Annotated in this window: 20 protein-coding genes; 10 read left to right on the forward strand and 10 right to left on the reverse strand. The window is 68.1% G+C overall.

Annotated features, from left to right (window positions below):
- Positions 1 to 236: 236 nt before the first annotated feature.
- Both GQ56_RS0112425 and GQ56_RS0112430 read right to left on the reverse strand, forming a co-directional pair.
- Entirely contained in the window at positions 237 to 1,670 is a 1,434-nt protein-coding gene (locus GQ56_RS0112425) for an aldehyde dehydrogenase family protein (RefSeq protein WP_031398961.1), read from the reverse strand.
- Between the two features lie 29 nt (positions 1,671 to 1,699).
- Positions 1,700 to 3,340: an acetolactate synthase large subunit gene (locus GQ56_RS0112430; protein ID WP_031398962.1), complete on the reverse strand. Its 1,641-nt coding sequence runs from the start codon at positions 3,338 to 3,340 to the stop codon at positions 1,700 to 1,702.
- Between the two features lie 387 nt (positions 3,341 to 3,727).
- Between GQ56_RS0112430 and GQ56_RS0112435 the strand changes: the two genes are divergently transcribed.
- Together GQ56_RS0112435 and GQ56_RS0112440 are read left to right on the forward strand one after the other, a co-directional pair.
- Positions 3,728 to 4,045, forward strand: a complete 318-nt coding sequence (locus GQ56_RS0112435) for a type II toxin-antitoxin system RelE/ParE family toxin (RefSeq protein ID WP_031398963.1) — start codon at positions 3,728 to 3,730, stop codon at positions 4,043 to 4,045.
- Between the two features lie 3 nt (positions 4,046 to 4,048).
- Complete coding sequence (locus tag GQ56_RS0112440; RefSeq protein WP_021157290.1) at positions 4,049 to 4,348, forward strand: addiction module antidote protein; 300 nt, start codon at positions 4,049 to 4,051, stop codon at positions 4,346 to 4,348.
- Positions 4,349 to 4,411: 63 nt separating this feature from the next.
- On the opposite strand, the gene GQ56_RS0112445 is transcribed toward GQ56_RS0112440, so the two are convergent.
- The gene (locus GQ56_RS0112445; protein ID WP_031398964.1) at positions 4,412 to 5,698 is read right to left on the reverse strand and encodes a DUF445 domain-containing protein; all 1,287 of its coding nucleotides are present in this window, start codon (positions 5,696 to 5,698) and stop codon (positions 4,412 to 4,414) included.
- Positions 5,699 to 6,026: 328 nt separating this feature from the next.
- Here GQ56_RS0112445 and GQ56_RS0112450 point away from each other — a divergent pair, with 328 nt between their 5' ends.
- The 6 genes from GQ56_RS0112450 to GQ56_RS0112475 all read left to right on the forward strand — a co-directional run bounded on the left by GQ56_RS0112450 (position 6,027) and on the right by GQ56_RS0112475 (position 12,679).
- A complete protein-coding gene (locus tag GQ56_RS0112450; protein WP_031398965.1) occupies positions 6,027 to 6,767 on the forward strand; it encodes an IclR family transcriptional regulator in 741 nt (246 codons plus the stop codon).
- 54 nt (positions 6,768 to 6,821) lie between these two features.
- The gene (locus GQ56_RS0112455) at positions 6,822 to 8,441 is read left to right on the forward strand and encodes an OPT/YSL family transporter (protein ID WP_031398966.1); all 1,620 of its coding nucleotides are present in this window, start codon (positions 6,822 to 6,824) and stop codon (positions 8,439 to 8,441) included.
- A 24-nt stretch (positions 8,442 to 8,465) separates the two neighbouring features.
- Complete coding sequence (locus GQ56_RS0112460) at positions 8,466 to 9,650, forward strand: aminotransferase class V-fold PLP-dependent enzyme (protein ID WP_031398967.1); 1,185 nt, start codon at positions 8,466 to 8,468, stop codon at positions 9,648 to 9,650.
- Positions 9,651 to 9,682: 32 nt separating this feature from the next.
- On the forward strand, positions 9,683 to 10,438 hold the full coding sequence (gene pepE / locus GQ56_RS0112465; protein WP_031398968.1) for a dipeptidase PepE: 756 nt from the start codon (positions 9,683 to 9,685) through the stop codon (positions 10,436 to 10,438).
- A 56-nt stretch (positions 10,439 to 10,494) separates the two neighbouring features.
- Positions 10,495 to 11,640: a porin gene (locus tag GQ56_RS0112470; protein WP_031398969.1), complete on the forward strand. Its 1,146-nt coding sequence runs from the start codon at positions 10,495 to 10,497 to the stop codon at positions 11,638 to 11,640.
- 79 nt (positions 11,641 to 11,719) lie between these two features.
- The gene (locus tag GQ56_RS0112475; protein WP_031398970.1) at positions 11,720 to 12,679 is read left to right on the forward strand and encodes a DUF1177 domain-containing protein; all 960 of its coding nucleotides are present in this window, start codon (positions 11,720 to 11,722) and stop codon (positions 12,677 to 12,679) included.
- Positions 12,680 to 12,742: 63 nt separating this feature from the next.
- On the opposite strand, the gene andAa is transcribed toward GQ56_RS0112475, so the two are convergent.
- The 4 genes from andAa to andAc are packed head-to-tail and all read right to left on the reverse strand — an operon-like array spanning position 12,743 to position 16,062.
- Positions 12,743 to 13,963 carry an anthranilate 1,2-dioxygenase system ferredoxin--NAD(+) reductase gene (gene andAa / locus GQ56_RS0112480; RefSeq protein ID WP_031398971.1) on the reverse strand — a complete coding sequence of 407 codons (1,221 nt, stop codon included), beginning with the start codon at positions 13,961 to 13,963 and terminating at the stop codon, positions 12,743 to 12,745.
- Positions 13,953 to 14,279: an anthranilate 1,2-dioxygenase ferredoxin subunit AndAb gene (gene andAb / locus GQ56_RS0112485; RefSeq protein WP_031398972.1), complete on the reverse strand. Its 327-nt coding sequence runs from the start codon at positions 14,277 to 14,279 to the stop codon at positions 13,953 to 13,955. The genes andAa and andAb overlap by 11 nt, the downstream gene beginning before the upstream one ends.
- Positions 14,280 to 14,299: 20 nt before the next feature.
- Complete coding sequence (gene andAd, locus GQ56_RS0112490; protein WP_006490977.1) at positions 14,300 to 14,776, reverse strand: anthranilate 1,2-dioxygenase small subunit AndAd; 477 nt, start codon at positions 14,774 to 14,776, stop codon at positions 14,300 to 14,302.
- 14 nt (positions 14,777 to 14,790) lie between these two features.
- Positions 14,791 to 16,062: an anthranilate 1,2-dioxygenase large subunit AndAc gene (gene andAc, locus GQ56_RS0112495; RefSeq protein WP_031398973.1), complete on the reverse strand. Its 1,272-nt coding sequence runs from the start codon at positions 16,060 to 16,062 to the stop codon at positions 14,791 to 14,793.
- A 212-nt stretch (positions 16,063 to 16,274) separates the two neighbouring features.
- On the opposite strand from andAc, the gene andR reads away from it, so the two are divergent.
- The gene (gene andR, locus GQ56_RS0112500; RefSeq protein WP_031398974.1) at positions 16,275 to 17,234 is read left to right on the forward strand and encodes an anthranilate 1,2-dioxygenase regulatory protein AndR; all 960 of its coding nucleotides are present in this window, start codon (positions 16,275 to 16,277) and stop codon (positions 17,232 to 17,234) included.
- A 144-nt stretch (positions 17,235 to 17,378) separates the two neighbouring features.
- Here andR and GQ56_RS0112505 read toward each other — a convergent pair whose 3' ends face one another.
- Together GQ56_RS0112505 and GQ56_RS45865 are read right to left on the reverse strand one after the other, a co-directional pair.
- The gene (locus GQ56_RS0112505) at positions 17,379 to 18,269 is read right to left on the reverse strand and encodes a LysR family transcriptional regulator (protein WP_031398975.1); all 891 of its coding nucleotides are present in this window, start codon (positions 18,267 to 18,269) and stop codon (positions 17,379 to 17,381) included.
- 1 nt (position 18,270) lies between these two features.
- Positions 18,271 to 18,852 (reverse strand): hypothetical protein, encoded by a 582-nt coding sequence (locus GQ56_RS45865; RefSeq protein WP_162531555.1) that lies wholly within the window; start codon positions 18,850 to 18,852, stop codon positions 18,271 to 18,273.
- Between the two features lie 339 nt (positions 18,853 to 19,191).
- Between GQ56_RS45865 and catC the strand changes: the two genes are divergently transcribed.
- A complete protein-coding gene (catC, locus tag GQ56_RS0112520; RefSeq protein WP_031398978.1) occupies positions 19,192 to 19,482 on the forward strand; it encodes a muconolactone Delta-isomerase in 291 nt (96 codons plus the stop codon).
- Between the two features lie 140 nt (positions 19,483 to 19,622).
- Here the strand turns inward: catC and GQ56_RS0112525 are convergent, their stop codons facing one another.
- On the reverse strand, positions 19,623 to 20,402 hold the full coding sequence (locus tag GQ56_RS0112525) for an NAD(P)H-dependent oxidoreductase (RefSeq protein WP_031398979.1): 780 nt from the start codon (positions 20,400 to 20,402) through the stop codon (positions 19,623 to 19,625).
- Positions 20,403 to 20,464: the final 62 nt, after the last annotated feature.

The following is a 20,464-nucleotide window of genomic DNA, read 5'->3' on the forward strand; positions in this document are numbered from 1 at the left end:
ACTCGGGAGTCGGGACTCGGGACTCGGGACTCGGGACTCGGGACTCGGGACTCGGGACTCGGGGCTCAGGACTCAGGACTCAGGACTCGGGGCTCGGCATACGACATGCGACATGCGACATGCGGCGGGCGGCACCGGCACCGGCCCGATCCATACGCCGCCATGAAAAACGGCACGCGGGCCGGCGCCATCGCCCGCCCGCGTGCCGTCGCGGCACCGCGCTGCCTGCCCGTGCGCTACCGGCGCCGCACGACCATCAGCCGCAATTCGGTCATGTCCTCGATCGCGTAGCGGATCCCTTCGCGGCCGAGGCCCGAATCCTTCACGCCGCCGTACGGCATGTTGTCGACGCGGAACGACGGCACGTCGTTGATCACGACGCCGCCGACCTCCAGCTCGTCCCACGCACGCTGCGCATGCGTGAGCGAATCGGTAAACACGCCCGCCTGCAACCCGAAGTCGCTGTCGTTCACGCGCGCGAGCGCATCGTCGAACCGCTCGAACTTCTCGAGGATCGCGACCGGGCCGAACGCCTCCTTCCGGTACAGGTCCTGCTCGCGCCCGACGTTCTCCAGCAGCGTCGCCTCGAACATCGCGCCGTCGACCTTGCCGCCCGCGACGATCCTCGCGCCCGCCGCGACGGCCGCATCCATCCAGCCGGACAGCCGGCGCGACTCGCCTTCGGAGATCATCGGGCCGACGAAGGTTGCCGGGTCCTTCGGATCGCCCATCTTCAGCGAACGCGTCTTCGCGACCAGCTTCTCGCGCAGCGCGTCGTAGAGATCGGCATGCACGAGGATCCGCTGCACGCCGATGCAGCTCTGGCCGGACTGGTAGTACGCGCCGAACGCGAGACGCTCGACCACGTAGTCGAGCCGGTCGCGCTGATCGGCATCGACGATCGCGGCCGCATTGCCGCCGAGTTCCAGCACGACTTTCTTCTTGCCGGCCTTCTCCTTCAGCGCCCAGCCGACCGCGGGCGACCCCGTGAACGACAGCAGCTTGAACCGCTCGTCGGTCGTGAACAGGTCGGCGCCGTCGCGATGCGCGGGCAGCACCGAAAACGCGCCCTTCGGCAGGTCGGTTTCCGCGAGCACCTCGCCGATGATCAGCGCGCCGATCGGCGTGCGGCTCGCGGGCTTCAGCACGAACGGGCAGCCGGCCGCGAGCGCCGGCGCGACCTTGTGCGCGGCGAGGTTCAGCGGGAAGTTGAACGGCGAGATGAACGAGCACGGACCGATCGGCACGCGCTTCGTGTAGCCCGTATAGCCCTGCGCACGCGCGGAGATCTCGAGGTTGACGATCTCGCCGTCGATGCGCACCGATTCCTCGGAGGCCACGCGGAACGTGTCGATCAGCCGCGTCACTTCGCCCTTCGAATCGTTGATCGGCTTGCCGGCCTCGATGCACAGCGCCTCGGCCAGCTCGTCGAAGCGCTCGCGAAAGCGCGTGACGCAATGGTCGAGCACCGCCTGCCGCCGGTACGCGGGCAGCTCGCGCATCGGTTTCGCGGCGTCGACCGCCGCGCCGATCGCCGCGTCGATCGCCCTGGCATCGGCCAGCGCGACCCGTGTCGCGACCTGGCCGCTGAACTTGTCCGTCACGTCCAGATCGGTGTTCGCGTACACGGCCTCGTTGGCGAGGTAGTACGGATAGGTTTCCTTCAGCATGGAACGGCTCCTTCCGGTGAGCGGGGGCTTCAGAGCTGCGCCGACAGGCGCTTGATCTCGCGGTTCAGCACGCGTTCGTTGTCCGAATAGTCGATCGGCACGTCGATCACGTGCACGCCCGGCGACGACAGGCACTCGCGCAGCAGCGGCTCGAGATCGTCGGCCGCCTCGACGCGGTGCCCGTGTGCGCCGTAGCTTTGCGCATACGACACGAAATCGGGGTTCTGCAGCGTCATCGCGAAATCGGGGAAGTTCATGTTCTCCTGCTTCCAGCGAATCATCCCGAACGCATCGTCGCGCAGGATCATCACGACGATGTCGAGCTTCAGCCGGACGGCCGTTTCGAGCTCCTGGGAATTCATCATGAAGCCGCCGTCGCCGCACACGGCGATCACCTTGCGCTGCGGATGCACGATCTTCGTCGCGATCGCCGACGGCACGCCCGCGCCCATCGACGCGAGCGCGTTGTCGAGCAGCAGCGAGTTCGGCTCGTGCGCGCGCCAGTAGCGCGCGAACCAGATCTTGTACATGCCGTTGTCGAGACAGACGATCCCGTCGACCGGCAGCGCGTTGTACAGGTCGTTGACGATGCGCACCGGGTACATCGGGAAGCGCGGATCGTGCTGGCCCTTCTCCAGATGCGCGTCGAAATGCTCCTTGATCATCGCGAAGCGCGCGAAATCCCAGTGCGGCTGCGGGACGACCGCCTCCTTCATCTGCCACACCGCGTTCGCGATGTCGCCGACCACCTCGATCTGCGGAAAATACACGGGATCGACCTGCGCGCCGAGGAAGTTCACGTGGATCACGGTCTTGTCGTCCGCGCGCATGAAGAACGGCGGCTTCTCGATCACGTCGTGGCCGACGTTGATGATGCAGTCCGCGTGTTCGATCGCGCGGTGCACGAAATCGCCGTCGGACAGCGTCGCGTTGCCGAGCCACAGCGGGTGCGTCTCGTCGATCACGCCCTTGCCCATCTGCGTCGTGAAGAACGGGATGCCCGTCTTGTCGACGAATTCGCCGAGGATCTTGCGGGTGGTCTTGCGGTTGCCGCCCGCGCCGATCATCAGCAGCGGATGGCGCGCGGCCTGGATCGCGGCGACCGCGTGCGCGACCGCCTTCTCCTCGGCCACCGGCCGCCGGCTGTAGCTGCGCGGGATCGGCTGGCCGTCGCCCTCCTCGTGCGCGATGTCTTCCGGCAGCTCGAGGTGCGCGGCGCCCGGGCGCTCTTCCTCCGCGCGGCGGAACGCCTCGCGCACGGCCGACGGGATGTTGCCGATCGACACGATCTGCCGCGTGAACTTCGTGAGCGGCTGCATCATGCCGACCACGTCGACGATCTGGAAGTGGCCCTGCTTGCTGGACTTGATCGGCTTCTGGCCGGTGATCATCAGCATCGGCATGCCGCCGAGCTGCGCGTACGCGGCGGCCGTCACGAAGTTCGTCGCGCCGGGGCCGAGCGTCGCGAGACACACGCCGGTGCGCCCCGTCAGGCGGCCGTAGGTGGCGGCCATGAAACCGGCCGCCTGCTCGTGCCGGGTCAGCACGAGCTTGATCTTCGAGCGCCGCAGCGATTCGAGCAGATCGAGGTTTTCTTCGCCGGGAATGCCGAACACGTACTCGACGCCTTCGGCTTCCAGCGCCTTCACGAACAGATCCGATGCTTTCATGGGGGACTCTCGGTTGATGCCGCCTGCCCGGCATACGGACACGCGGCGTACATGACGCGCGCCGGCCTACGGCGCGCGGACGCTTACCTACTGGACACAGACCACGGCACTGCCCGCCGCGCGACACAACGTGCACGGCGGTGCCCTCCGGATGCCGGAGGACGAACGGACCCGCCCGCGCGCGCGCGGCGGGTGCGCACGGGCGGCAAGGACGTTTTCGATTGTAGACGGATTCGAAAAATTCCGACGTCCGCAGGTTGCCTGATTCGCGCGCGGCGCGCCCATCGGCCAGACGGCCATTACGCCGACAAACGACGCGCGCGGCCTTATGGTGAAGGCCATGCACACCACCCGGATATGTGAACCATGGTTGACACACCGCTATCGATGACATACAGTGCTCCAACCCTCAGCATCCGAACCACCTGCGTGTTCGACGCATGGTTCGCCGCGCTGCCGGACCGCATCGCGAAGCGCCGCATCCAGGCACGCATCGACCGCCTGTCGATGGGCAATCCGGGCGACTGGAAATCCGCCGGCTCGCCGGTCGTCGGAATGCGGATCGACCACGGCCCCGGCTACCGCGTCTATTACGTGCGGCGCGGAACGATCTGGGTCGTCCTGCTCTGCGGCGGCGATAAATCGACGCAACAGGCCGACATCCGGGCCGCGCACGCGATGCTTGCGCATCTCGACATGGAGTAATCGATGGACAAGATCAGCACCCGGCCGTGGGATTCGGCCGACCACCTGAAGACCGAAGACGACATGGCCGATTATTTCGAAGCGTGCCTGCAGGAAGCCGGCGACGATCCGGCCTTCATCGCGCACGCGCTCGGCGTGATCGCACGCGCACGCGGCATGTCGCAAGTCGCGCGCGACGCGGGCCTGTCGCGCGAAGGGCTGTACAAGGCGCTGTCGCACGACGGCAACCCGAGCTTCGGCACGATCCTGAAGGTCATCAAGGCGCTCGGCCTGCAACTGCACGGCGCGAAGGCGCACGCGTAACGCGCATGACGCGCCGGCGCGCGGCGTCGCATCCGCTCCGCGATCGCGCTGCCCGCGGCCGCCTCAGTGCAGCCACCCGGCCGCCCAGCGCGGCACCAGCGACACCAGATACAACCCGAGCCCGATCAGCCCGCCGACCAGCGTGCCGTTGATGCGGATGTACTGCAGGTCCTTGCCGATGTTCAGTTCGATCTGCCGCGACATCTCGCGCGCGTCCCAGTTGCGCACCGTGTCGCGAATGTGGCGCATCAGGAAATCGGCAAAATCCGGCGCCATCTCGTGCACGGCCTTCTCCACATGCTCGTTCAGCGACGCGCGCAGCGCCGGGCTTTCCGCGAGCCGCGCGCCCAGCCAGCCGCCGAGCGTCGCGGCCTGCCGGTGCAACGTCGAATCGGGGCGCGCGAGGTCCGCCTTCAGCCACGCGCGCAGCTGGTCCCACAGGTCGCGCACGTAGCCGTTGAACGCATCGCCGTCACGGATATAGCGCCTGATCTCCTCGCCCTTCGCGATGAACGCGGGGTCGTGCTTCAGCCGCTCGGTCAGCCGCGCGACCGTCCGGTCGAAACGTTGCCGCAGCTCGTGCTCGGGGTCGGCCGCTACGCCTTCCAGCACGCGGCTCACCGCGCTGGCGAGCATCCGCGCGCCGTTCTCGCCGAACCATTGCGTCGGCATGATCTTCTCGATCTTCGGGTATTGCGTTTTCAGCCATTCGACGATGAAACCCGCGATCACCTCGCGGTTCTCCTCCTTGTCGAGCACGTCGACCACCTGTTCGATCGCATCGTCGAGCAGCACCTGGTGGCGCCCGTCCTTCGTCAGCGTGTCGAGAATCGCGCCGGCCGATTGCGACAGGTCGACCCGGTCGAGCCCCGCGCGGAACGCGTCGTGGACGAACGACTGGATGCGCGCATCGTCGGTCATGTCGAGCGCGAAGCTCATCAGCTTCGTCACGTAGCCGCCGAGCGCGTCGGTGTTCGCCGGCTCGCCGAGCCACGCGCCGAGCTTCCGCGCGGGATCGTGCTGGCGGATCTGCGCGGCGAGCGCGTCGGGCCCGAGGAACTTCTCGCGCACGAACACCGCGAGGTTGTCGGCGATCTTGTCCTTGTTCTTCGGAATGATCTCGGTATGGCGTGACACGAACGGAATCGGCACGCGACGGAACAGCGCGACGACCGCGAACCAGTCGGCCAGCGCGCCGACCATCGCGGCCTCGGCCACCGCCTTGAAACCGTCGACCCACGGGCCGCGCGGCAGCAGGATCGTCGTGACGAACACCGCGACGGCGGCCAGCAGCAGCCACAGTGCGCGGCGCTTGCTTCGTTTCAGTTCGAGGGCTTTGTCTGGCGTCATGGGCAACCGGTCGGGCGAAGGATGCCGCCAATATGCACCGAGTCGGCGCCCGCCGACAAATGGCCGCCCCTGATTAACGGCCGGCCGCCGAGGCATCGGCCGGACCGTCGGGGCCATTTCCGCCCCGCTTTTCGTACACGCGTTTCATTCGGCGCGGCACCGGCCGCGCCCCTTCGCGACAGCCCTCCGACGCCGCGCATCGCCCGCTCGGCCCCGCCAGCCGGGCTGTCTCTCAATGTCGTGTTTACCCGGATAGCACGACGTCGTTGCGTCCGCTCAGACTGTATTCACATTTCGAGACACTGTCTCTCATATAGAGACGAACATCATGCTCAAGACACTCAGCAGCGCACTGCAACTGATGCAGTACTTCACCGCCCGCCAGGCCGTATGGGGCGTCCGCGAACTCGCGAAGGAGAGCGGCGTGCATCACGCGATCGTCCATCGCGTGCTCGCGACGTTCGCGGCCGAGGGCTACCTCGTGCAGGACGACGCGGGCCGCTATGCGCTCGGCCTGCGCTGGTTCGAGATGGGCGAGATCGTGCGGCGCTCGCTGTCGCCGTCGCAAATCGTCGAACCCGCGCTGCATCGGCTCGCGCAGCAAAGCGGCGAGACCGTGTTCCTGTCGTTGCTCGACGGCTACGAAGGGCTGTGCCTCGACATCGCGCACGGCGACCAGCAGTTGCGTTTCTCGATCGAGGAAGGCCAGCGCTTCGCGCTGCATGCGGGCGCGCACGGCAAGGCGATCCTCGCGTTCCAGCCCGATCCGGTGCGCGACGAAGTCTTCGCCCGCGCGACGCGGGCCGGCCAGACCGTCGATCGCGCGGCCGTCGAGGCGCGCCTCGAGGTGATCCGCGAGAGCGGCTGGGCCTATACGCGCGAAGAAGCCGCCACCGGCGTCGCGGGCCTCGCGGTGCCGCTCACCGCGAAGGGCAGCCGCTCGGTCGCCGGATCGCTCGCGATCTCCGGGCCGATGCAGCGCCTCGACGAATCGGCCGTGCCGCGCCTGCTCGACGCGCTGAACGACGCGCGCCGCAAGATCGAGGGCGTGCTCAGCCTGATGCGCTGAGCCCATACCGCCCCCCAAAAAACGACAGACATCAGGCATCAGGAGGAGAAACCCATGAACGCCCAGCAAGACGCGCCGGCCGGAGAGCCGGCCGCGCCCGCCACCCCGTCCGGCGCCCCGCGCGTCCGGTTCGCCGAACCCGTGCTGCTGATCGTGTCGGTCGTGCTGTCCGTGCTCGGCGCGATCATCGGCATGCAGCTGATCGTGTCGCTCGGCATCTCGGCGAACACGTCCATCATCGGCGCGCTGATCGCGATCGTGTTCTCGCGCATCCCGCACGAACTCGCGCGGCGCTTCCGCGTGCTCGAACGCCAGAACCTCGTGCAGACGGCCATTTCGTCGGCCACGTTCGGCGCGGCGAACTCGCTGATGATCCCGATCGGCGTGCCGTACGCGATGGGCATGCCCGAGCTGGCAACGCCGATGCTGATCGGCGCGCTCGCCGCGATGCTCGTCGACGGCACCATGCTCTACCTGCTGTTCGGCAGCCGGATCTTCCCGGCCACGGGCAGCTGGCCGTCGGGCGTCGCGACCGCCGAAGCGATCTGGGCCGGCGACCGCGGCGGCCGCAAGGCCGCGTTCCTCGGCATCGGCGTCGCGGTTGGCGTGGCGGGCGCGTGGATCGGCATTCCGATGTCCGCGTTCGGCGCGGCGTTCCTCGGCAACCTGGCGGCGCTGACCATGTTCGGCCTCGGGCTGCTGATCCGCGGCTACTCGGTCGCGCTGACCGGCGTCGATATCGCGAAAGCGTACATCCCGCACGGCGTGATGATCGGCGCGGGCATCGTCGCCATGCTGCAGGTGTCGACCGAGATCCGCCGCGCACGCCGCGCGCCGGTCGACGAAGCCGGCACGGGCGACGTGTCGCCGCAGCGCGCGGGCCGCATCCTCGGCCTCGGCTATGTCGTCTACATGCTGATCGCGCTCGTGATCGTGGGCTGCACCGGCGGCTTCTCGGAGATGTCGACCGGCATGCTGATCGTGTTCGTGCTGTACGCGGCGTTCTCGGCGTACATCCACGAGCTGATCGTCGGCATCGCCGCGATGCATTCGGGCTGGTTCCCGGCCTTCGCCGTCGCGCTGATCACGCTGACGATCGGCATCCTGATCGGCTTCCCTGCGCCCGCGCTCGCGGTGCTGGTCGGCTTCTCGGCCGCGACGGGGCCGGCCTTCGCCGACATGGGCTACGACCTGAAGACCGGCTTCCTGCTGCGCGGGTCGGGCCGGGACCCGGCGCTCGAAATGGCCGGCCGCCGCCAGCAGTTCCTCGCGGCGACGCTCGGCTTCGCCGTCGCCGGCATCGTGGTCGTGCTGTTTCACCACGGCTTCTTCAGCCGCGACATGCTGCCGCCGGTCGATCGCGTCTACGCGGCGTCGATCAAGGCCGGCTCGTCGTGGGACATCGCCCGCGACCTCGCGATCTGGGCCGTGCCCGGCGCGCTGCTGCAGTGGCTGGGCGGCGCAAGGCGCCAGCTCGGCGTGCTGCTGTCGACCGGCATGCTGCTCACCTCGCCGCTCGCGGGCTTCGCCGTGCTGACCGGCCTCGCGATCCGCTTCATCCTGCTGCGCACGCGCGGCGAACGCGACATCGCCGAGATGAGCGCGTTCGCGGGCGGCGTGATCGCGGGCGACGCACTCTTCAGCTTCACGCGCTCGCTCATCAAGCTCAAGTAATCCGTTTCACCGACAGGACCCCTGATGGACATCACCGCAATCCGCGCCGATACGCCGCTGACCGCCTCGACGATCTACCTCGACACGGCCGCCGCATCGCTGCCGCCCGAGCCCGTGCTCGACACCGTCAACGACTATCTGCGCGACACCGGCCGCGTCGGCATCTACCTGCCCGCGTTCCGCAAGGCCACCTATGCGCGCGTCGACGCCGTGCGCACGCAGCTCGCCGCCTTTCTCGGCGCGCAGGCCGACGAGATCGCGTTCACGAAGAACGCGACCGAGGCGATCTCGCTCGTCGCGCAGGGGCTGCGCTGGCAGCCGGGCGACGAAGTGCTCGTCGCGGATACCGAAATGCTCAGCAACCTGCTGCCATGGAAGCGGCTCGAAGCCACGCACGGGATCGTCGTGAAGATGATCGCCGCGAACGACGAAGGGCTGCTGGCGCCCGACGCGTTCGCGCAGGCCGTCACGCCGCGCACGCGCCTGCTCACGTTCTCGCACGTGCCGAACTCGTCGGGCGCGCTGCAGGACGCCGCCGCGCTGTGCGCGGTGGCCCGCGCGAACGGCGTGCTGTCGCTCGTCAATGCATCGCAGAGCATCGGGATGGTCGCGACCGACGTGCGCGCGCTCGACTGCGATTTCCTCGCGGGCTGCGGCCGCAAGGCGCTGCGCGCGACGGAAGGTTCCGGTTTCCTCTATGTGCGGCGCGAGCGGATCGATGCGCTCGAACCGGTGCTCGCCGGCTGGTGGAACGGTGCGTACGACCGGACGACCGGCGCGCTGTCGTTCGTCGCCGGCGCGAAGCGCTTCGAAGCCGGCTGCCCGATCGTGCCGGCGATTCTCGGCCTCGGCGCCGCGCTCGACTATGCGCAGCGCATCGGCGTCGCGCAAATCGAGGCACGCGTGCGCGAGCTGACCGCGTATGCGGTCGAGCGCTTCGCGACGCTGCCCGGCTTCGAACTCTACGGCCCGCGCGATGCGGCGCGCCGCATCGGCATCGTGCCGTTCAACCTGCGCGGCGTCGATCCCGCGACGATAGTCGCGGCGCTCGAGGCGCAGCACTGCATCATCGAGGCCGGCAACTTCATGGCCGACGCGATCCTCGCGCGCTACGGCGTGTCGACGATGGCGCGCGTGTCGCTGCACTACTTCAACACCCGCGACGAAATCGACCGCGTCGCCGCGCTGATCCACGCGGCGGCCCGCTGATCCCCTTCCCTACGACCGACCCAGGAGCCATCATGAACTCACGTTTCCTGCTGATGAGCAGTTCCCGCAAGGACGCGCTCGGCTATCTCGAGCACGCGACCGAACAGATTCACGCGCTGTTCCGCCACGAGGCGCGCAAGATCGTCTTCGTGCCGTACGCCGGCGTGTCGTTCAGCTTCGACACCTACGAAGGCCTCGTGAAGCCGGTGTTCGAGAAGCTCGGCTACGCGCTCGAATCGCTGCATCGCAGCGCCGACCCGCGCAAGACGATCGAGCACGCCGACGCGATCGCGATCGGCGGCGGCAACACGTTCGCGCTGCTCAAGCGTCTGTACGACGCGAACCTCGTCGACGCGATCCGTGCGCGCGTGCAGGCCGGCGTGCCGTACATCGGCTGGAGCGCGGGCAGCAACGTCGCCTGCCCGACGATCCGCACGACCAACGACATGCCGATCGTCCAGCCGCCCACGCTGCGCGCGCTCGGCCTCGTGCCGTTCCAGATCAACCCGCACTTCATCAGCGGCAAGCCGGCCGGCCACAACGGCGAGAGCCGCGAGGAACGCCTCGGCGAATTCCTCGACATCAACGCGCCCGAACAGGTGTTCGCGCTGCCCGAAGGCTCGGCGCTGCTGTCCGACGGCACGACCGGCACCGTGCTCGGCGAGCGCGGCGCGCTGCATTTCGCGAGCAAGACCGACGTGCGCACGCTCGCGGAAAACGCCACCTTCCCGCTCGCATCGATCACCGGCCCGGCCGGCCTCGATGCGTGGCCCGCTTTCCGGCAATAAAAAACGCCGGACGGCCCTTTAAAAAAACATTTCCATATCGGTTAGGAGACCTTTTCATGAAGAAGCAACTTGCCGGACTCGCGCTGCTGGCCGGCGCGACGGGCATCGCCCATGCCCAGTCCACCGTGACGCTGTACGGCGTCATCGACGTCGCGATCGGGTACCAGACGCACACCGACCCGTCCGGCGATCGCACGATCGGCCTGCAGCAGGGCAACGAGGGCTTCCTGTCCGGCAGCCGCTTCGGGCTGAAAGGCAACGAAGTGCTCGGCGACGGCTGGAAAGCCGGTTTCACGCTGGAAAACGGCTTTCTGGCGAACAACGGCAAGCTCGACCAGCAGGGCCAGCTGTTCGGCCGCCAGGCGTTCGTGAAGCTCGGCCACGAGCGCTGGGGCGAGCTCGCGCTCGGCCGGCAGTACACCACCGGCAACACGATGCTGTACTACGTCGACCCGCTCGGCGTGGGCGCCGCGCCAACCAACTCGTGGCAGGTCTACCTGGTCGGCCAGCGCTACGACAACGCGGTCAGCTACACCGGCGCGTACGGGCCGATGCAGGTGATCGCCGAGTACGCGTTCGGCGGGATCGCCGGCGACACGCGGGCGCGCTCGTCGATGTCGCTCGGGCTCAAGTACGAATCGGGCCCGGTGACGCTGATCGGCGATGCGCAGCAGACGCGCGACACGCAAAGCCGCCGCGCGCGGATCTACCTCGCCGGCGCGAAAGCGGCGATCGGCAGCGTGAACGTGTTCGCCAACTACCTGCACAGCGATCGCGACGCGGGCTTTGATTCGTCGAACGGGGGCACGGACACCGCGTCGATCACGAGCATGACGTCCGGCTCGCCGACCGCCGCCGTCACGATCAACTCGGTGTTCGACTCGCATCGCCGCGACGACTTCTTCACCGTCGGCGCGAGCTGGCGGGCAACGCCCGTGTGGAACTTCGTCGTCGCGGGGATGCACGACCGTACGCTCGCCGACGGCTTCAACGGCGCGCGCAGCACCGTCTACGGCGTCGCCGACTACAGCCTCAGCAAGCGCACCGACGTGTATGTCGCGACGTCGTACGAATGGACGCGCGGCGGCTGGTCGGGCCTGTTCGGCAATACGACGACCAATGCGGCGGCCGCCGGCGGCGCCGCACTCAACGGCCGCAACGAACAGCTTTCCGTGCTGCTCGGCTTGCGGCACTTCTTCTGACCCACCGCGCATTCGGCCGATGCGGCCCGCGGCGCGGCGCACCACCGCCGCATCGGCAACCTGAATCAAGAGGCATTCGATGGCACTGAAACAGACCCTCGTCATGTTCGACGCGCTCGACGGCGCGACCGTCAACGGGCAGCACATCGCCGCCCTGTTTGCGCCGTATGCGGCGCACGGCGTGACGATCGACGTCACCACGGTCAACAACGAACCGCCCGAGGACCCGACGAAGACGACCGACTTCCTCACGATCGTGATCCCCGGCTCGCGCGGCAAGACGGCCGGCGGCGAGGCGCGCACGCTGGGCATCGTCGGCCGCAACGGCGCGATCGGCGCGCGGCCCGCGAAGTTCGGGATGGTATCGGACGCGGACGGCCCGATCGGCTCGCTCGCGGCCGCGCTGAAGCTCGCGCAGATGAAGGCGAACGGCGACGTGCTGCCCGGCGACGTGATCGTCACGACGCACCTGTCGACCGACGTGTCGATGAGCGAGAACAACGGCGTGCCGTTCATGGGCATGCCGGTTTCGTCGGCGACGATGAACCGCTACGAAGTGACGCCCGACATGGATGCGATCCTGTCGCTCGACGCGTCGAAGGGCAACCGGATCGTCAAGCAGCGCGGCTTTGCGCTGTCGCCGACCGCGATGCAGGGCTACATCCTGCGAATGGCGCCCGATCTCGTCGCGATCATGGAATCGACCACCGGCATGCCGGCCGTCACGTTCCCGATCTCGCTGCAGGACATCACGCCGTACGACAACGGTCTGTCGCACTTCAACAGCATCATGCAGCCGCACGTCGGCACCGACAAGCCGGTGGTCGGCGTCGCGATCACCGCGCGCGCGGTGGTCGGCGGCAGCGATTCGAGCGCGAGCCACGAGGTCGACCTCGCGGAAGCCGTGCGTTTCTCGGTCGAAGTCGCCAAGCGCTTCACGGCCGGCGCGTGCGAGTTCTACGACGCGAACGAATGGCGCAGGATCCGCAACGCGTATCCGGACCTGAGCGTGTTCCAGGGGTACGGCAACGCCGCGTAACGACGCCATGCCGGCGCGGCGCGCCACACGGCCGCCCGCGCCGGCCGTGTGGCGCATCCCGCGTTACAGGAAGGTCTTCAGATTGACCGCGGGATCGGCGAGCTTCGCCGGATCGGGCACGGCCCCTGCCGCGATCAGCCGGCGCGATGCGCCGATGTCGCGCCCCAGGTTCGCCGCGGCCACCGCGACGATCTTCCCGTCGCCGCCCAGCCCGAACACCGTGAACGGTCCGCTCGCCGGATCGCCGCGCACGACGGTCGTGCATTCGCTGCCGAACAGCCCGAGCATCTGCAGGTTGCAGTCGTACTGATCGGACCACAGCCACGGCAGCTCGGCATAGGTCGCATCGTCGCCGAGCAGGTTCGCGGCCGCGACGGCCGGCTGGTTTTCGGCAACCTGCCACGATTCGATCCGCACATGACGCCCGAGCAGCGGATTGAAATGCATCGTCACCTCGCCCGCCGCGAAGACCGCGGGATCGATCGTCCGGCAGCCGGCGTCGACGCGTATGCCGTTGTCGACCTCGAGCCCCGCCGCCTGCGCAAGCTCGACGTTCGGCGTCACGCCGATGCCGACCACGACGATATCGGCCGCCACGTCGCCGCGGTCGGTCTCGACGATCGCGCCGCCCGCCGGCGCGCGACGGATCGCGCGCGGCAGCGTGGCCATCCGGAAGGCCACGCCGCGCGCATCGTGCAGCCGATGCGCATACGCGCCGACGACGTCCGGCAACGCGCGCTGCAGCAGGCGCGGAGCCGGATCGATCACCGTGACGTCGCAACCGAGCTGGCGCGCCGCGGCCGCCACCTCGAGCCCGATGAAACCGCCGCCCAGCACCGCCACGCGGCGGCCCGGCAACAGCTGCGCGCGCAACGCCCGCGCATCCTCGACCGTGCGAACGTAGTGCGGCTCGACGCCCGCGTCGACCACGCCGCCGAACAGACGCACCCGCGAGCCCGTCGCGAGCACGAGCCGCGCATAAGGCAGCGTCGTGCCGTCGTCGAGCCGCACGCGCCGCGCATCGCGCTCGATCGCGTCGACGCGCGTGCCGAGCCGCAGCACGATGCGCTGCGCGTCGTACCAGCCCGCATCGCGCACGAATGCACGCTGCTCGCCGCCGTCGCTCAGCAGCGCGTCTTTCGACAGCGCGGGCCGATCGTACGGCAGCTCGCGCTCCGCGCCGACCATCACGATCCGGGCCCCGGCATCGCGCTCGCGCAGCGCTTCGGCCGTGCGCCGTGCCGCATGGCCGGCGCCGACGATCACGAACGGATCAGCCGACATTGATTTCCACCTGCCCGTCGACGATCCGCAGCGGATAGGTCCGCACCGGCTCGGTGATCGGTGCGCATTTCGGCGCGCCGGTGCGGATGTCGATCAGCCCCTGGTGCAGCGGGCATTCGACGCAGCCGTCCTCCACATAGCCCTCGGACAACCGCGCATGGCCGTGCGAGCAGAGGTCGTGCATCGCGAACAGTTCGTCGCCGATCCGGAACACGGCGATCGGCTTCTGGCCGGCGACGCGCGCCGCCGGTTCGTCTTCGGAGAATTCGTCGAAAGCGCCGAGCGGATGCCACTCGGCCAGCGTTGCTTCGGTCATGTCGGTTCCTTGCTTCCTGTTCAGATCGGGGTGGCGAGCAGCGTCTGCACGCGCGACGTGTCGTAGATCACGCGCTTGGTCTTGTAACGCAGCCCGTCGGGCGTACGCACGACCGTGTCGTAGTACTTGCCGGCCTGGTACACGTTCGATTCGCCGTTGCTGCGCGTCTGCACGACGACGTAGTTGCTCTCGGTATCGATCTCGCCGTCGCGTTCGGCGACGATCGTCAGGCCCGACGTCATGTGCCGATACGTGTGCTCTTCGTAGATGTTCGCGTGCCGCAGCGACACCACGCGGTCGCGCAGCATCCGCTGGTTCGTGCAGTGGACGATCCCGACCGGCAGCCCGAGATCCGCGTTCTCCTTCGGCACGATTTCGTACGTGCAGTCCTCGGTGAACATCTCCGGCCAGTGTTCGAGCCGGTCGTTGTCGAGGTGTCCGATATAGCGGTTCTGGAGCATGTAAATCTCGAACCACGTCTTCATGTCTTCCGTCATTTCGCGCTCCCGCCTCAATAGCCCATCAGCTTCTGGTAGCCGACCCAGAACTTGCGGATCAGGCTTTCGGTGATCACCGTGTCCTGCTGCTCCGGATTGCCGCGCGACATCTCGATCACCGACGTCGCGTCGCCGTCGCGCACCGTGCCGCGCTGCACGAGCTCGGTCGCCTCGGTGTCCTCCATCGAGATGTAGCCCGCCGGCCCGACGAGGTTCGCCTGCTTGATGCGCAGCGCGCGCAGCTCCGGCGTATCGTCCGTGTAGCCGAAGAAGTGGAAGATCAGTTCGAAGTTGTCGGGGCCTTTCGGCAGGATCTGCCGCGCGACCAGCGTGTTGTGGATCTGCTGGATCACGAGCTGCGGGAAGATCGGCTGGATATGGTTCGTGCAGTCCTCGTCGTATTCCGGCACGAGATCGAGGATCGATTCGTCCTCGAGATGGAAACCCTCGTCGAACGAGCGGATGTTCTGCTGCTTGTAGGCCGCCGACGTATCGTCGCCCGTCTTCGTCACGGTGATGATGCTGTGCAGCCCGTGGTTCGCGTCCGGGATCGAGCGCGCCTTCATGCCGACGCGGAAGATGTTGAAGGTCGTATGGAACAGGTGCAGCATGCTCGCGTGATACGGGTCCTTCACGTTCTCCATGTACAGCTTCCAGTTCGACTTCGAGTACTGGCGCGTGCAGCCGAGATACTCCACCGGCTTGTGGAAGATCCGGTCGATCCACGGGCGCATCTGCTCGCCGAGATAGTCGGGCAGCGGCATGACGTCGTCGCTGAAGGTCGCGAACACGAGCCCGCGATAGCAGTCGACGCGCAGCTTGCGCAGCCCGTGCTGCTTCGGGTCGAAGTCGGCCGGCATCCCGGTCATCCCCTTCTGGCCGCGCCGGAACGGCACGCCGAGCAGGTTGCCCTGGTTGTCGAAGCTCCACTGGTGATAGACGCAGGTGTGCGAGCTGGCGTTGCCGCGCGACTTGCGGCACACCTGCGCGCCGCGGTGCGCGCAGCGGTTCACCCATGCGGCGAGCGTGCCGTCCTCGGCGCGCGTGACGACGACCGGCGTATCGCCGACGAACGTGCTCTTGAAGTCGCCCGGGTTCGGGATTTCCGCCTCGAGCGCGACGAAGTTCCACGTCGGCCCGCGAAAGATGCGCTCCTGCTCGCGATCGTAGACGGCGCGCGAGCTGAACACCTTGTACGGCACGCGCGAGCCGTCGTCATGCGGAAAGGTCACGTCGGCTGCGTCGTCGCGCGTGGCGAACACGACGGGCGATTCTGTCTGCTCCATGTCGGACTCCTTGTCGATCCGTTGCGTTGAATGCATGGAACAGATTTTTGAAAAGCTAATATTTCCCGTCTATCCGGAAAGTGCGATTGCGGCGGCGCAATATCCACTTTCGGCGGATTTCTGCGCTAGCATGACGGCACACGCGACCGGCGCACGATCGCGACCCATTGTCCGGATCGAAGCGCGCGTCGCCCATACAAAGGCTGAGGCCCATGTCCCCAACGTCGTTCGAGCCGCTCGCGCTGCGCGCGCACCGGCTGTTCGAATCCCGCGATCTCGACGAGACGCGCGAGCGGATCTCGCGCGTGATGCAGCCGCATGCGCTGCTGCCGGGCGGCCGCGTGCGCGGCGCGGCGCACATGGATTTCGTCCGGCTCGGCGGGCTCGGGATCGGCACGATCGCGTTCGGCGACGCGATGCGCGTGCAGGTCGACGCGGTCGACGGCTATTACCTGCTGATGTTCTGCCTGTCCGGCCAGGCCGAGGTGCGCGCGATGGGGCGGCAGCTCGGCGTCGACGGCCAGACCGGCGTGCTCTGCGCGCCCGGCGAGCGCTTCGACGCGGTGCTGTCCGCCGATTGCGAGCAGTTCGTGCTGCGCATCGACGCGGCGACCGTCGGCTCGCTGACCGGCGATCCGCGCGCGACGCTCGATCCCGTCCTGCACGTCAGCGACGCCGCGCTCGCCGCGTGGCGCCAGCAACTGATGCTCGTCGCACGCTCGCCCGAGCTGCTCGAACGCGCGAACGCGAACCCGCGCGTCGCGTCGCAGCTCGAGCACCTGCTGATCGACCTGCTGATCGAGGGCCATCCACCGTCCGTGCTGCGGGCGTCGCACCGCGACCCGGCCCCCGGCTTCGTGCGGCGCGCGCAGGAATTCGTGAACGCGCACTATGCGCAGCCGCTGCAGCTCGCCGATATCGTCCAGGCCGCCGGCGTGCCGGAACGGACGCTGCGCGATGCGTTCCTCCAGTTCCGCGGGATGAGCCCCATGCAGTACCTGCGCGCGACGCGGCTCGACCATGCGCGCGAGCTGCTGCGCGGTGCGGCGCCCGACCGGCGGATCGCCGATGTCGCGCTCGATTGCGGGTTTGCGCACCTCGGACGGTTCGCGATCGCATACCGGGAAAAGTTCGGCGAATCGCCGTCGGAAACGCTCGACGCGAAGCGCTGACAGCCGCTGCGCCGGCGCACGCGCCGCCGGTTTGCACGGCCGGCAACGCACCGCATCGATCGGGACGACGCGGCGAGGCCTCCCCGCATCCGCGGGCGTATTTCAAATAGACCGTTAGTTGCGATCTTGCGCCTGCGACATCCGTTACGCCGGCGGCGCGATCATCTCCCGGGCAATCGCGCAGAACGCGGCGGTGGCGGCGTTTTCGCCGTGCAGCCGGCGGCTCATGATGATCGGCGACGTCGCGGCCGGCTCCGGCAACCGCCGGTAGACGACGCCCTTCACGCGCACGCCCTCCACGCTCTCCGGCACCAGCGACACGCCGACCTGCGCGGCCACGAGCCCGAGCGCCGTCTGCAGCTCGCGCACCTCGTGAACGGCCGCCGGCACCAGCGCGCCGTCGCGCAGCGCGGAGAGCTGCTGATCGGCAAAGCTCGGGCGCGGCGTGCTCGGGTAGACGATCAGCGTCTCGTTCGCGATGTCCGCGAGCGTCAGCGGCCGGGCCGGATCGGCGAGCGGATGCCCGACCGGCAGCGCCGCGATCAGCTTCTCCTCGATCAGCGCCTCGCGCACCAGTTGGTCGTCGTCGAACCGCAGACGGCCGAACCCCACGTCGATCCGTCCGCCCTTCAGCGCGCCGAGCTGCTCGAGCGTGAACATTTCGATCAGCGACAGCTCGACGCCGGGCTGCGCCTCGCGAAACGCGCGGATCACGTCCGGCAGCGCGCCGTACAGCGTCGACGGGACGAAGCCGATCACGATCCGCTCCGACAGTTGCGCGAGCCGCCGCGTCAGCGGCCCGAGCTCGTCGGCCTGATCGACGAGACGTTTCGCCTGCGCATAGAACACGCGCCCGGCATCGGTCAGCTTCAGCGGCCGCGCGCCGCGCTCGAACAGCGGCAGGCCGATCTCGTCCTCGATCGCCTGGAGCTGGCGGCTCAGCGGCGGCTGCGTCATGTGCAGCCGCTCGGCCGCCCGCGTGATGTTCATCTCCTCGGCGACGGCGATGAAGTAGCGGAGCTGACGCAATTCCATTTCATGCCTCGAAGGTATGGGTGTCGTCGGACAGCGGGCTGGACGACGCGCGGTGGGATTGCGTGCCATGCGCGCCAGCAGGAAGAATCGCATGATAGCAACCGCCGCCGCCATCGGGCGTATCGAGGCGCGGCGCGTCGACGTGCCGACGATCGGGCCCCGCGAATTGCCGGTCGCCGCGAGGCATTGACGGCCCGTCGGGCCGGCCCGGATTCGATGCACGGACGGTATCGAAGGCGTCGGCGGGGGAGCGTCCGGGACCGTCGACGCGTTCACGGTCGAACGGGATCGCGATGCCGGGTGCCCGGCCGGGACGGCGCACCACCTGTGAACGCGGGAAAGTGCCGTGCGGCATGCGAACCTGACCGGCAACAGTGGGGCCTTCGCCCTGTCGCCGCCCACCTTCGATCCGCGCAGCACGATCCGCTCCGATGCCGAAGGCTGCTTCTGCTTCTGCTTCTGCTTCTGCTTCTGCTTCTGCTTCTGCTTCCGCTTCTGCTTCCGCTTCCGCTTCCGCTTCCGCTTCCGCTTCCGCTTCCGCTTCCGCTTCCGCTTCCGCTTCCGCTTCCGCTTCCGCTTCCACAGCATGCCCCCAATCGGCCCCGTCGCCCCGGCCATTGTCAGGCGCATGCTCACGGCTTCGTTTCGGCGAACGGTTGTCGTAAGCTGACGATGTGGATCGACATCGAAGCCGACGCGCATCCGCGACACGGCCGCCCATACGCGACGCGCGAAAGGCCGATCCCGGCGGTCACGCAAACCGAGGCGGCGAAAGGCAAGCCGTACGACGTCGACGGACCGTTCGCGCCGATCGGCTTCGATTGCCCTCCGCACGAGGAACCGCGTGACGCACCGCGAAACGACGTTACGCCGGCCCGGGCGGCCCGACCGTTCGGCGCATCGACAACACAAGGAGCGCAGGATGCTGTTTCATGTGGAAATGACCGTCCGTCTGCCGACGGACATGGACCCGGTCAAGGCCGCGACGCTGAAGGCGGAAGAAAAGGCGATGTGCCAGCGGCTGATGAACGAAGGGATCTGGCGGCATCTGTGGCGGATCGCCGGGCGCTATGCGAACGTCAGCGTTTTCGACGTCGAGAGCGTGCAGCAACTGCATGACCTGCTGAGCCAGTTGCCGCTCTTCCCGTACATGGAACTCGACGTGCGGGCGCTGTGCCGGCATCCGTCGTCGGTGCGGGAAGACGATCGCTGAACCGGCGTGAATCGCGGCCGTCACGCGCGGCCTCAAGAGGCACGACACGGGCGGCCGGCGATGTCACGCAGGCCGCCCGCGTCGCTTTCATTTCGACCGGGCCGGCCCGCGTCGCCCCGCGTCGGAATACCCGGCGCCCGTCACGCGACCCGATGCGCGGCAAACCCGACCTCGCCCGGCGCGATCCCGTCCTTCAGCGTCAGCGCCGGAATCTCGTAGTCGCCCGCGTTCTGCCGCCGGAACGGAATCGGCTGTGCGGTCCACAGCGCGTCGAGACGCCGGCCGAGCGCCGCGCGCGTCTCGCCGAAGCGCGCGTCGTCCATCTTCCCCGTCCGGTAGATCACGAACGGCGGCAGCACGTCGAAACCCGGGTAATACAGCATCCCGTGCTGAATCGGGAACAGCACGTCGTCGATCGGCCCGTTGATGCCGCGCGCGCTGTAATGCGACTCCCACCCGCCGGCCGTGACGACCACCATCGCGCGCTTGCCGGCCAGCGCCCCTTCGCCGTAGCGATTGCCCCAGCGCGTGTCGGAATGCTCGCCTACGCCGTACGCGAAGCCGTACGCATACACGCGCTCGAACCAGCCCTTCATGATCGCCGGCATCGAGAACCACCACAGCGGGAACTGCAGGATCACCGCGTCGGCCCACTTCAGCTTGTCCTGCTCGCGCACGATGTCGGCGCTTTGCGTGCCGGCCGCGAACGCGCGCCGCGAATCGAGCGACGGATCGAAACGCGCGCCGGGCGCGCGATCGGTCGCATCGCGCCCGTCGAGCACGGGCTTCCAGTTCATCGCATACAGGTCGGTCACCTGCACCGCATGGCCGGCCGCCTCGAGATGCGCGACCGCGAAGTCGCGCAACGCGCCGTTCAACGAACGCGGCTCGGGATGGGCATAAACGATCAGCACATTCATGTTCGGTACTCCGTCGATTGAATGACTGCAGGATGCCGCTTCCACCGGTATATTTGAAATGA

Origin of the sequence: Burkholderia paludis, assembly GCF_000732615.1 — a bacterium.
In the GTDB taxonomy this organism is placed as follows: domain Bacteria; phylum Pseudomonadota; class Gammaproteobacteria; order Burkholderiales; family Burkholderiaceae; genus Burkholderia; species Burkholderia paludis.